The sequence below is a fragment of the Agrobacterium tumefaciens genome, from assembly GCA_025559845.1.
Classification (GTDB): domain Bacteria; phylum Pseudomonadota; class Alphaproteobacteria; order Rhizobiales; family Rhizobiaceae; genus Agrobacterium.
In genome coordinates this window covers 1,095,433-1,107,176 of the sequence record CP048469.1, presented here as the reverse complement: position 1 = coordinate 1,107,176, position 11,744 = coordinate 1,095,433, and the positions used below count along the sequence as shown (strand labels likewise).

General features: G+C 58.0%; 12 protein-coding genes. 5 read left to right on the top strand and 7 right to left on the bottom strand.

What is annotated here, in order from left to right; all coding sequences use genetic code 11:
* Window positions 1-146: 146 nt before the first annotated feature.
* A complete protein-coding gene (locus FY156_05470; GenBank protein UXS00979.1) occupies window positions 147-989 on the bottom strand; it encodes a cell envelope integrity EipB family protein in 843 nt (280 codons plus the stop codon).
* A 115-nt stretch (window positions 990-1,104) separates the two neighbouring features.
* On the opposite strand from FY156_05470, the gene FY156_05465 reads away from it, so the two are divergent.
* From FY156_05465 to FY156_05450, 4 genes are read left to right on the top strand one after another with little or no spacing between them, the layout of a single operon-like run.
* The gene (locus FY156_05465; protein ID UXS00978.1) at window positions 1,105-1,575 is read left to right on the top strand and encodes a RidA family protein; all 471 of its coding nucleotides are present in this window, start codon (window positions 1,105-1,107) and stop codon (window positions 1,573-1,575) included.
* Window positions 1,572-2,312, top strand: coding sequence for a glycerophosphodiester phosphodiesterase (locus FY156_05460; GenBank protein UXS00977.1), 741 nt, complete (start codon window positions 1,572-1,574; stop codon window positions 2,310-2,312). The genes FY156_05465 and FY156_05460 overlap by 4 nt, the downstream gene beginning before the upstream one ends.
* Window positions 2,309-3,502, top strand: coding sequence for a GNAT family N-acetyltransferase (locus tag FY156_05455; protein UXS00976.1), 1,194 nt, complete (start codon window positions 2,309-2,311; stop codon window positions 3,500-3,502). Before FY156_05460 ends, FY156_05455 begins: the two co-directional genes overlap by 4 nt.
* A 37-nt stretch (window positions 3,503-3,539) precedes the next feature.
* A complete protein-coding gene (locus FY156_05450; protein UXS00975.1) occupies window positions 3,540-3,971 on the top strand; it encodes an HIT family protein in 432 nt (143 codons plus the stop codon).
* Window positions 3,972-4,051: 80 nt separating this feature from the next.
* Here the strand turns inward: FY156_05450 and FY156_05445 are convergent, their stop codons facing one another.
* Complete coding sequence (locus FY156_05445) at window positions 4,052-4,903, bottom strand: DUF1989 domain-containing protein (protein UXS00974.1); 852 nt, start codon at window positions 4,901-4,903, stop codon at window positions 4,052-4,054.
* 114 nt (window positions 4,904-5,017) lie between these two features.
* Here FY156_05445 and FY156_05440 point away from each other — a divergent pair, with 114 nt between their 5' ends.
* The gene (locus tag FY156_05440; protein ID UXS00973.1) at window positions 5,018-5,902 is read left to right on the top strand and encodes a LysR family transcriptional regulator; all 885 of its coding nucleotides are present in this window, start codon (window positions 5,018-5,020) and stop codon (window positions 5,900-5,902) included.
* On the opposite strand, the gene FY156_05435 is transcribed toward FY156_05440, so the two are convergent.
* The 5 genes from FY156_05435 to clpA form a co-directional block, all read right to left on the bottom strand.
* Window positions 5,881-6,831 (bottom strand): hypothetical protein, encoded by a 951-nt coding sequence (locus FY156_05435; protein UXS00972.1) that lies wholly within the window; start codon window positions 6,829-6,831, stop codon window positions 5,881-5,883. The two genes, FY156_05440 and FY156_05435, sit on opposite strands and share 22 nt — an antisense overlap.
* Before the next feature lie 61 nt (window positions 6,832-6,892).
* Window positions 6,893-7,846: a hypothetical protein gene (locus FY156_05430; protein UXS00971.1), complete on the bottom strand. Its 954-nt coding sequence runs from the start codon at window positions 7,844-7,846 to the stop codon at window positions 6,893-6,895.
* 62 nt (window positions 7,847-7,908) lie between these two features.
* Window positions 7,909-8,259, bottom strand: a complete 351-nt coding sequence (locus tag FY156_05425; protein UXS00970.1) for an AzlD domain-containing protein — start codon at window positions 8,257-8,259, stop codon at window positions 7,909-7,911.
* Window positions 8,256-9,011, bottom strand: coding sequence for an AzlC family ABC transporter permease (locus tag FY156_05420; protein ID UXS03030.1), 756 nt, complete (start codon window positions 9,009-9,011; stop codon window positions 8,256-8,258). Before FY156_05420 ends, FY156_05425 begins: the two co-directional genes overlap by 4 nt.
* A gap of 211 nt (window positions 9,012-9,222) precedes the next feature.
* Window positions 9,223-11,739, bottom strand: coding sequence for an ATP-dependent Clp protease ATP-binding subunit ClpA (clpA, locus tag FY156_05415; GenBank protein UXS00969.1), 2,517 nt, complete (start codon window positions 11,737-11,739; stop codon window positions 9,223-9,225).
* Between the last annotated feature and the right edge of the window lie 5 nt (window positions 11,740-11,744).

Here is an 11,744-nt window from a genome sequence, read left to right as displayed (position 1 = left end):
CGACTTTCATCGACACCACCGGGCGGAACGATCCGGATTTCTCCCGGAACATCCCAAGCTTCGCGTGTGGAATGGTGAGGCGCATACAGTCGCCTGCGACAAAATGCAAGCTTTTATGCGAAAAAACCTGCCTGACGAGGCCGGTTTCAGCGAACCGGCTTGTTTTCGCAGGTTTCGGGCGTGAGGATATCGAGCTTCGCAAGCTTTCCGGTCAGCACGAAGTCACCGTAATCCATGGTCAGGTCGCGGGTGATTCCGTTTTCGTAGAGCTTGAACGACATGCGGTAGATCGGCAGAGAATCCGTACCGGTCTTGTCGTTGTAATAAGCGATGGTGACAGGCCAGAAGGACGCCTTGGCGAAATCGCCCGCCTTGCCGGCTTCCGCGTCCCCATCCTTCGCCGTCTGCGACTTGCCGACCAAGGTCGAGGTAATCAGGCTTTCGTCACCATCATCGGAGCCGTCGAAAATCCGGGACTCGAAAATCCGCTTGCCCTGTTTGGCGTTCTCGATGACCTGGAACATGTGTTCGGTCGGGAATTCGGAGGCGACGAGATCGATCTGGCGCGCATCGGGTCGGGTAATGTCGACCTTCACACCGGCATCGCTGTCGCTAGCAGCGCCCTGCACTTCCTTGTCCAGCTTGTCGTCGGTGTAGGATTTCGTCTCGAAGGTGAACTTCTTGGAGGCCGGGTCCTCAAACGTCGTGGTCTGCTGATCCGTCAGGCGAACGGCGTCGCCGGTATTGATCTGCGTGACGAAACGGAAGTCCGTCTTGTAGCCCTGACAGGCGGAACCGGTGAATTCATAGACCATGCGGCCGGTCATGCCCTCGATGCCGGAGCGATCCGATGCATCCTTCAGCTCCAGATCGTAGACTGCCCGATGGGCAATCAGATTGGGAAGCTGGGCGGGCAAAGCATTGGCAGCGTTCGACAAGCAGGACAAGAGCCCCGTAGTGGCAACGAAACCAAGCTTCCTGACAAACATGCATTATCTCCTGTTGGACTCGCCACTCATATTGTACAAGCAACCGCCCGGCTTTGGGATCACATCTCCTGAATGCCGGATTCTTGAAGGATTTACAACAAAACCGGAGACGAAAATGTCGGACGTCATCGAAGGCCGCCTCAAGGAACTTGGCTTTACGCTTCCCGTCGCCGCCGCACCTGCGGCAAACTACGTTCCGTTCACCATCAGCGGCAATCTGCTTTACGTATCGGGTCAATTGCCGATGGAATCCGGCAAGATTGCGGTCACGGGCCTCGTTGGACGCGATGTTGATGTTCCCGCAGCCCAGCGCGCGGCCGAACTTTGCGCCGTCAACATCCTCGCGCAGGTCAAGGCAGCCTTGAATGGCGACCTTTCGAAAATCCGCCGCATCCTCAAGCTCAATGGCTTCGTTGCCTCCGTTCCCGAGTTCACCGAGCAGCACCTTGTGATCAACGGTGCGTCCAACCTTCTCGCCAATGTTCTCGGCGATGCCGGCAAACATGCGCGCGCCGCCGTCGGCATGGCCTGCCTGCCCTTCAATGCCTCTGTCGAAATCGACGCGATCGTGGAAATAGACGTATGACGCTGAAACTTTCCTGGCTGATTGCTCAGCCTGTTGCCCATCGCGGCTATCATGACATGAACCATGCGATCTGGGAAAACACGCTTTCGGCGTTTTCCCGCGCCATCGAAGCCGGATTTGCAATCGAATGCGACGTTCAGCTTGGTGCCGACAGCGTACCGGTCGTTTTCCACGACCATGAGATGACCCGCCTGACCGGCATCAAGGGTGACATCCGCGAGCGGACGTCCGGCGAACTGTCGCTGCTGTCGATCGGCCAGACCAAGGACAAGATCCCGACGCTCAAGCAGCTTCTGGCACTCTGTGCCGGCAAGGTGCCGCTGGTGATCGAGCTGAAGGGCCGCGAGGGTGAAGGCGTCGATGACGGTTTTGCCGAGGCGGTGCTGGAAGACCTCGAAGGTTACAAGGGCCATGTGGCGCTGATGAGCTTCGACCATCATCTCCTGAAGGATCTGAAGGCCGCCGGTTCCCCCTGGCCACTCGGCCTCACGGCCGAAGGCGACAAGCCGGAAGACTTCTTCAAGCATGACGAAGCCATGCATATCGGCCTCGACTTCATCTCCTACCATTGGGGCCACCTGCCAAACAGCTTTATCGAAGCACAAAGAAAACTTGGCGTTCCGGTGATTACCTGGACGGTAAGGGATGAAAATGCCCGTGCGATTACCTATAAATATGCTGACCAGATGACATTCGAAGGTTTCGACCCGAGAGAGAACCCGTCCGCTACGGCATGACAGAAAACTACTCCATCCGCGTTGCGCAATCCTTCACGGATATCGATCCGGATCGCTGGAAGCAGCTTTCCGGAACTTCGCGCAACGCGGAAGGAAAGTCCTATAATCCATTTATTTCACACGCCTTTTTATCATCCATCGAAGAGTCCGGATCGGCAACGGCCAAGACCGGCTGGCAGGGCCACCACCTGCTGCTTGAAAATGAAAAAGGCGATCTGCTTGGTGCCGTACCGGCCTATCTGAAGAACCACAGCAAGGGCGAATATGTTTTCGACCACGGCTGGGCGGACGCTTTTGAACGGGCCGGCGGACATTATTATCCCAAGCTGCAGTGTTCCATCCCCTTTACCCCGGCGACCGGTCCGCGCCTTCTGACCTCGCAGACATCCGACAATGACGGCGTCAAGCTGCTTCTTGCTTCCGGTATCGGACAGGTAACCGAAAAGGGCGGCCTGTCATCGGCCCATGTCACCTTCGCAACGGATGACGACATTGCAGCCCTCACCTCGCAGGACTTTCTGCACCGGACCGATCAGCAGTTCCATTTTCTCAACAATGGCTACCGCGATCACGACGATTTTCTCGATGCCCTTTCGTCCCGCAAACGCAAGGGACTGAAAAAGGAACGCCGCGCCGCGCTCGAAAACGGCATCAGCATCGACTGGTTGACCGGCAGTGATCTGACGGAAGACATCTGGGATCAGTTTTTTACCTTCTACATGGATACGGGTGGCCGCAAATGGGGCCGACCCTATCTGACGCGGACATTCTATTCGCTGATCGGCGAGCGTATGGCCGACGACATTCTGCTCGTCATGGCAAAACGCGACGGACGCTATATCGCAGGCGCCATCAACTTCATCGGTTCGGACGCGCTTTATGGCCGGCATTGGGGCTGCATCGAGGATCATCCCTTTCTGCATTTCGAAGTCTGCTACCATCAGGCCATCGATTTTGCCCTGTCGAAAGGCTTGCAGCGGGTTGAGGCGGGCGCGCAGGGCGAACACAAGCTGGCGCGTGGTTATGTGCCTGTCACCACGCATTCTGCGCATTACATCGTCCATCCGGGGCTGCGCCGCGCCATTGACGACTATCTGGAACGGGAACGTCAGGAAGTTGAAAACATCGGCGACTACCTCGAAGACCACACGCCCTTCCGCAAGGGCGAAAGACAAGAATCGGATGAATAATCCGTTTTCGATATCACCACATGAGGAGAGACTGCTGATGACCGCCAGCGCTTATGACGACAACAACATCTTCGCCAAGATCCTGCGCGGGGAAATTCCGAGCGTGAAGCTCTATGAGGACGAGCATACGCTGGCCTTCATGGATGTGATGCCGCAGGCGCCGGGTCACCTCCTGGTCATTCCGAAAATCGGTTCGCGCAACCTCTTGGATGCCGATCCGAACGTGCTGGCCCGCACCATTGCCGTGGTGCAGAAGCTTGCCGTCGCCGCCAAGGAGGCCTTCGATGCCGACGGCGTCTACGTTGCGCAGTTCAATGAGCCGGCTGCCGGACAGACGGTGTTCCACCTGCATTTCCACGTCATTCCGCGCGTGGAAGGCCAGCCGCTGAAGCCGCATTCCGGCGCGATGGCCGACAGCGACGTGCTGAAAGCACATGCAGAAAAGATCAAGGCAGCCCTGGCTTCCTGACGATCACAGCAACGACCCCGGAGACAACCGGGGTCCCGCTCGTGAATACGCGGCTGGTGGCAACAGATCAGGTCCGGCCTTCACACCGGGTTGCGATAAGCATTGCGTTCCGGGAAAGGCCAAGCGTTGAGAAGCGCCATATCCGGGCGGTAGATTTCCACCTTCAGCGGGTAGCAGGCAGCCGCATCGCTTGAGTGGCTGGCGCTGCAATCGCCACCGGGGCAGGCGGAGAGACCGCCGAGCAGATCCATCTCGGCAAAAAATTCCAGATAATCGCCCGGCCGAACGGGGCTTGCCTTCATGAAATACTGGTGTGTGTCGCGGGTGAAGCCCGTGCACATGAAGACGTTGAGAACGTCGTGCACATGCGGTTCGGCCTCTGCAAACGACAGGCCTCTGGACGATGCCAGCGCATTGGTGAGGTTCGAATGGCAGCAATGGTGGTAATCACCGCCGCTGAGCAGGCGATTGGTGTAGGGATCGCAACGCGTGCCGATCACATCATGCAGTCCGCCGCCATCCTCATCCCAACCGTACCATGCGAGGCTATCACCGGTGATCGTTGCCATCGGGCGCAATGATGGCAGGTTGCTCCACAGCCGGTCGCCGATGGAGACATGGGTGGCATGAAGGGCGCGGGTCTTGCCGCTGAAAAAACGCTCGGTCAGATCATGCGCGTTCCAGAGATTGAGGTCGCCAACCTGTGGACCATCAATGCTGATAATGCGGAAGAAATGCCCCTTAGGCACCTGAAAGGTGCGGCCATCACGTGGTGGTACAATCACCTCACCCACCTTCTGCATCGTTTCCCTGGCCTTTACGAGACTGGAAAGGTCAGGTGCCTCAAGCGTTCCATTCGGATAAACAACAACTGGACGGCGGGCGCGCCGCTCAGCGGCATCTGCGGGTTCGGTCATGGCGGTGTGCGACATATAAATCCTCGAAACAAAGGGCAGTGGCAAAAGCGAAACTGCCCTGTGCAAGACGGCCTGACAAGACGGGTTTTTCTTGCCCTGAGCACAAGTATCACTTAGCCTTCGGAGACCATGAAACTACCTCCGCTCCCTGCCCTTCGCGCCTTTGAGGCTGCTGCCCGCCACGAAAGTTTCGCAGGCGCTGCGGCTGAACTGGGCATGAGTGCCGCCGCCATCAGCCAGCATGTCCGTACATTGGAGCAATGGCTGGGCGAACCGCTGTTTGAACGGCAGGCGCGCGGTGTTCGACTGACCGCGGCAGGACGCGAGTTTGGAGCCACGGTCTCCTCAAGCCTGCGGCAGGTTGCGGCATCTGCCGAAGAGATCCGCGGACGCAAACAGCGCGCAGTCGTGCGGCTGGCCAGCCTGCCTTCCGTGGTGGCATATTTTCTGACGCCTCGCCTGCCCCGCTTCCGCGCGCTTCATCCTGATATCCAGGTTTCAATCAGCTATTCGACGACGGGCATGTCCACGCCGGCCGACCTGACCATCCTGCACGGCAGACGACCGACGGAGAGCGCAGTGGCGCTGTTCAGTGCCGCAACCAGGCCAACCTGCGCGCCCGCCTATCTCGAAAACTTCGGACCGATCAAGGATATTGCGAGGCTCTCGAAGGCGGAACTTCTGCATGACGAGACCGAGGCGGCCTGGCGGGACTGGTTCGCAGCGACGGGAACACGCAGCCCCCAAAACACGGGACCGATCTTTGCCGATTTCAATCTGCTTCTGACAGCCTTGAAAGCCGGACAGGGTGTTGGACTATGCCCGACCGAGTTGATGCGGGACGAGATAACGAGCGGTCGTCTGAGCGTGCTGTTCGATCAGGCGTCTGATCAGGACAAATATTACTGGCTGGTGGCGCCAGAGACCATGACGGCCCCAGCAAAACGGCTGTTCGGCTGGCTCGTTCAGGAGGCACAGGACCAGCTGAGCAGTTATTTGGTTGCCAGAGCCTGAGACTGGGAAAGAGGTGCTCTGCGCGCCTTTTCCCGCTCCGCCATGCGGTTCAGCAGCCACGCCGAAACCGGGCAGATGATGGCAAACACCAGTAAACCACCAGCAATGTCCACAAGGTGGTGACCACCCTGTACCAGAACGGCCGGCACCATCAGGGCATTCAAAGGCCAGATCACCGCTCTGAACGCCCAATGGCGCGGCACGAACCAGACAGACATCGCCGCCATGACGATGTGGAACGACGGAAAGCCGATCAGGCCGAGCGTGTCTTTCGGCGTGAGATAGACGACACCCTCATAGGCGAGACGAACCAGTTCCCGACCGTAACCTGCATCAACCGCCAGAGGGATGACCTGCATCACCCATTGAGGAAATGTCTGATATGCGGAGGGGCCCAAAGTCGGGAAAAATATCCAGAAGATGATACAGGTGAGTGCACCCAGCACACCGGTCACGAGGAAGTGGTGAAGCGAAGCACGCCTGCCGGTAAAGCCGAGCGTGATAACGATTAGCAAAAGCTGCGGCAAGGATGTCGCGTAAACGGCATAGAGAATCTTGGCGACCAACGGATGGGTCGCAGACCAGGTCACCACATCGGGCCAGCTATAACCGAACGCCCCATCAATCCGGAAAAGCAGGGGATCAACGATTGCAAAACGGACCGGCAGGAACATGTAGTTAAAGACAGAAGCGACAAGCGTGAACAGGACGAACAGACCGGCCGAGGTCAGCGCGGCGGCTATGTGCAGATCGCGGCCGCTGTTGCGATAGAACTGACCGAGTATGAAAACGCCACCGCCGAGCAGCCCGCAGACCAGGTATCCGGCATAGTCGATACGAATGCCTTTCAGCGTGATCAACGTCGCGTCGATCACAAACAGCGCAACGATGATGGACAGAACAAACCGTTCCGCAGGGAAGAGTTTCATGATCAAGCCCCTGTTCGAATGAGCACAGTCTAGAACAGGGGTTTTAAAATTCGGATAAGGCTTATCCTGAAACACCCACGGGAACTATCCCATCTGGAACAGCGGCGGTTTGATGAGATCGGGCATCCATCCAGTTCAGGAGCCATGCCGACAGCGGGCAGACAATGGCGAAGGCGGCAAGTCCGCCGAAGATATCCGAGAGATGATGGCCACCCTGGACCAGAACGGCAGGCAGCATCAGCACGTTCAGTGTCCAGATAACCGCCATGAAAAGCCAATGCCGGGGCACGAACCAGACCGACATTGCCGCCATGAAGATGTGAAACGATGGGAAGCCGATGAGACCGAGGACATCCGCAGGTGTCAGATAGCTCACGCCCTCCTGCCCGAGCCGCATCAACTCACGGCCATAGGCAGGATTGACCGCCATAGGGATGGCTTCGGACACCCATAAAGGCAGTTCGTGATAAGCCTTGGCACCGTAGGTCGGGAAGACGATCCAGAACAGGATACTTGCCAGCGCCCCCAAGACACCTGTGACAAGGAAGTGGTGCAGCATACGGTCCTTGCCGGTGAAGCCGAGCATGATGACGATCAGGAGAAGCTGTATCAGCGACGTTCCATAGACCACGAAAAGGCCAGTACCGATCCATGGGTAGGTCGCCGCCCAGGTGACGACATCCGGCCAGCTATAACCGAATGCGGCATCGATGCGCATGAGCAGCGGATCGATGGCCGGAAAGTGAACCGGCAGGAACATGTAGTTGAAAACGGATGCCACAAGAGTGAACAGAATGAACAATCCCGCCGAAATCAACGCCGTTGCGATACGCAGGTCGCGTCCGGTTTTTCGATAAAACTGGCCGAGTATAAAAATGCCACCGCCAAGCAACACGCAAACAAGATATCCGCCGAAATCGAAATTGATATCTTTGACGACAATCAAAACGGCATCAATCAGAAACAAAGACAAAATGACAGTCAGGACAAAACGTTCTGCGACAAATAATTTCATACTGAAAATTCCTGGCTAAAACAGTCGAAAGCTAGAACCGGGAATTTAATATTCAGATAAAGTCAGACACCAAAACCCAGCATAAACAGCCCCGCAGCCAGAAAAATAACGGGGGCTGCCACACCGACCAGAACGCGTTGACCGGCGGCAAGGAAGGTGGCGAAGCCGAGCGCGGCGGCGCCGACCCTTAGCCAGACAGGCGACGCCTCAAGCGAGCCGGTCGGAAAAACAATCAGCTTGGCGGTGACGGCCATGACGAGGGCTGTGGCGACCGCCCTCACCCACGACAAAGCCTCCGAATCCTCCTTCAGCCGGTTGCCGGCGAGAACGCCGAGCCAGCGCCAGAGATCGGTTGCCAGCCATCCGGCAATGGCGATGAAGACGTAAGGCGCCCACCATTGATCGGTCATCACGGTTCTCCTTCCGGCGAGACCGGCACGATCTTGCGGCGAAAGAGAAAGCGATCGACCAGATAGGCGAAGGTGCCACCACCAATCCCGGCATAGAGAATATCGAACTCCGGTGTGATGACCGCGAATAACGGCCCGGCAATGACGCCCACCACAAAGGCGACCTTGACGACGGAGTGACGGGCCGAGGCCCAGATGGAAGCGATGAAATAGACCGGCGTCAGGAAGAACAGTACGCCAGCCACCAGAGGCGGGAAGGCCGCGACGACACCGTAGCAAAGGCCGACGATCAGCGTGTTGACGAGGGTGAGCGTCATGCCGAAGCCCGCAAACCAGGCGGCACGGCCCTCGCGCGGCACGTTCGAGAGATTTTGCGTGGCAAAAACCCAGGCGGTGATGGCGACGAAATGCGACAGGAACAGCAACAGCCAGGTCGGGGTTTTGGCGCCGCGCATTTCCGGAACGATCGAGGCCACCATCGGCATCATTCTGACCGATGAGAGCGTCACCGCCAGAAAGCAGGCGGCGAGATTGGCGCCGCCGACCAGGGAGCCGATCAGGATCATCTTGGCCGGCAAAGCCCAGATCATCAGCGTCATGAACACGGCTTCGCCCCTGGTGACACCCGATTCCAGCGCAAAGGCGCTGAAGCCGACAAAGGACGTCATGAGGATGAAGGACGGCAGGGAAAAAATACCCCTCATGCCCCGGAGGAACCAGTGACCGAGGGAAACCTGATCGCTTTCGGATTGCATGGCCATGAAGATACGCTTCCTTGCTCGTTCTGCAGAGGAGATTTCCGGCGGGACAGAGGCGGTTGGCCAAGGGAATAACCGAAGCGACGGCCGGAAACAATCGTCTTTGGCCAAGGGGCACGGACGGAGCCGTGTGAACGGCAGCAGCTTCGCAGAAACGAAAATGCCGGGCATTGAGCCCGGCATCGTCTTGTCGATCAAGCGATCGATATCACTTCTTTTTCGGAACCTTCGGAACCGCGTTCGCCTTGCGGCGCGGACTTTGAGTGTCTTCCGACTTGTCCGCGTCGAGCGTCAGCACATCGGCCTGTTCGGCCTTGGCCGCCTTGGAGGCAGACTTTGACTTGCCCTTCGCCGTTTTGGCCGGCGACTTGGCAGCCTTCAGTTCCGCTTCCGGCTTTGGCTTGACGGGTGCCGTTTCCGGCAACACCTCGAGGATCAAGCCATCGGTTCCGTCTTCCTTCTTGCCAACGGTGACGCTGACGACACCGCCCTTCTTCAGCTTGCCGAAGAGGATTTCGTTGGCGAGCGGCTTCTTGATGTTTTCCTGGATCACGCGGGACAATGGACGGGCGCCCATCTTCTCGTCGTAACCCTTTTCCGCCAGCCAGGACACGGCATCTTCGTGCAGGTCGAACGTAACGTTCCGTTCGGAAAGCTGCGTTTCGAGCTGCATGACGAACTTCTGCACGACCTTGTGGATGACAGCGGTCGGCAGCGGCGAGAACGGAATGATCGCATCCAGACGGTTGCGGAATTCCGGCGTGAACAGGCGGTTGATCGCCTCTTCATCCTCACCCGTGCGGCGAGACGAACCGAAGCCGATGGCCGACTTCTGCATTTCGGACGCGCCCGCATTGGTCGTCATGATCAGGATGACGTTGCGGAAGTCGATCTTCTTGCCGTTATGGTCGGTCAGCGAGCCGTGATCCATGACCTGCAACAGAATGTTGTAGATATCCGGATGCGCCTTCTCGATTTCGTCGAGCAGAACAACGGAGTGCGGATGCTGATCGACGCCATCGGTCAACAGACCGCCCTGGTCGAAGCCGACGTAACCGGGAGGTGCACCGAGCAGGCGCGAAACCGTGTGCCGCTCCATGTATTCCGACATGTCGAAGCGCAGCATTTCCACGCCAAGCGACGAGGCAAGCTGCTTGGCGACTTCCGTCTTGCCGACGCCGGTAGGGCCGGAGAAGACATAGGAGCCAATCGGCTTGTTTGGTTCGCGAAGACCGGCGCGCGCCAGCTTGATGGCCGTCGACAGCGCCTCGATGGCGGTGTCCTGACCATAAACGACCGAACGCAGTTCCTGCTCGAGATTGGCAAGCACCATCTCGTCGTCCTTGGACACCGTTTTCGGCGGGATGCGGGCCATGGTGGCGATCGTGGCTTCGATTTCCCGTTCGGTAATCAGCTTGCGACGCTTGGAAGCCGGCAGCAGCATCTGTGCGGCACCGGTTTCATCGATCACGTCGATGGCCTTGTCCGGCAGCTTGCGGTCGGAGATATACCGTGCCGAAAGCTCGACTGCCGCCTTGATCGCCTCATTGGAATATCTGAGGTGATGGTAGTCCTCGAAATAGGGCTTAAGGCCCTTCATGATCTCGATGGCATCATCGATGGAAGGCTCGTTGACGTCGATCTTCTGGAAACGACGCACCAGCGCGCGGTCCTTTTCGAAGAACTGGCGATATTCCTTGTAGGTGGTCGAACCGATGCAACGGATCGCACCCGACGACAGCGCCGGCTTCAGCAGGTTCGAAGCATCCATGGCCCCACCGGACGTGGCGCCTGCACCGATAACGGTGTGAATTTCGTCGATGAACAGAACCGCACCCGGAAACTCTTCGAGTTCCTTGACGACCTGCTTCAGACGTTCTTCGAAATCACCGCGATAGCGGGTGCCAGCCAGAAGCGTGCCCATGTCGAGCGAGAAGATCGTGTCGTTCTTCAGCGCTTCGGGAACCTTGCCTTCAACGATACGCTTTGCCAGACCTTCGGCAATTGCCGTTTTACCGACGCCTGGATCACCCACGTAAAGCGGGTTGTTCTTGGAACGGCGGCACAGGATCTGGATCGTGCGGTTGACCTCTTCATGGCGACCGATCAGCGGATCGATCTTGCCGTTGCGGGCCTTTTCATTGAGGTTGACGCAGTAAGCCTTGAGAGCATCCTGCTGCTTCTTGGAAGAAGGACCTTCTTCTTCCTGATTGTTGTTGCGGGTGGCCTTGTTTTCGCCTTCGGTTTCCTCGGTGCCACGCGGGGTGCGCGTCTGCGACGTGCCCGGGCGTTTGCCGATACCGTGCGAAATGTAGTTGACCGCGTCGTAACGGGTCATTTCCTGCTCCTGCAGGAAGTAGGCAGCGTGGCTTTCGCGCTCGGCGAAAATGGCGACGAGCACGTTGGCGCCGGTCACTTCCTCGCGACCGGAAGACTGGACATGAATGACCGCCCGCTGAATGACCCGCTGGAAGCCGGAAGTCGGCTTGGAGTCTTCATCGTAACCGGTCACCAGATTGGCAAGCTCATTATCGACGTAGTCGCTGACGGTCTTGCGCAGCGCATCGAGATTTACATTGCAAGCGGCCATAACGGCGGCTGCGTCCGCATCATCGATCAGCGCCAGAAGAAGATGTTCAAGCGTCGCATATTCGTGGTGACGCTCATTTGCAAAGGTCAGTGCCTGGTGCAGCGCCTTCTCGAGACTTGGGGAAAAAGTTGGCACGTTGC

Excerpts from the sequence above, each read along its gene's own strand:
- FY156_05470 (UXS00979.1), bottom strand. The coding sequence starts at position 989 with ATGTTTGTCAGGAAGCTTGGTTTCGTTGCCACTACGGGGCTCTTGTCC.
- FY156_05465 (UXS00978.1), top strand. The coding sequence starts at position 1,105 with ATGTCGGACGTCATCGAAGGCCGCCTCAAGGAACTTGGCTTTACGCTT.
- FY156_05460 (UXS00977.1), top strand. The coding sequence starts at position 1,572 with ATGACGCTGAAACTTTCCTGGCTGATTGCTCAGCCTGTTGCCCATCGC.
- FY156_05455 (UXS00976.1), top strand. The coding sequence starts at position 2,309 with ATGACAGAAAACTACTCCATCCGCGTTGCGCAATCCTTCACGGATATC.
- FY156_05450 (UXS00975.1), top strand. The coding sequence starts at position 3,540 with ATGACCGCCAGCGCTTATGACGACAACAACATCTTCGCCAAGATCCTG.
- FY156_05445 (UXS00974.1), bottom strand. The coding sequence starts at position 4,903 with ATGTCGCACACCGCCATGACCGAACCCGCAGATGCCGCTGAGCGGCGC.
- FY156_05440 (UXS00973.1), top strand. The coding sequence starts at position 5,018 with ATGAAACTACCTCCGCTCCCTGCCCTTCGCGCCTTTGAGGCTGCTGCC.
- FY156_05435 (UXS00972.1), bottom strand. The coding sequence starts at position 6,831 with ATGAAACTCTTCCCTGCGGAACGGTTTGTTCTGTCCATCATCGTTGCG.
- FY156_05430 (UXS00971.1), bottom strand. The coding sequence starts at position 7,846 with ATGAAATTATTTGTCGCAGAACGTTTTGTCCTGACTGTCATTTTGTCT.
- FY156_05420 (UXS03030.1), bottom strand. The coding sequence starts at position 9,011 with ATGCAATCCGAAAGCGATCAGGTTTCCCTCGGTCACTGGTTCCTCCGG.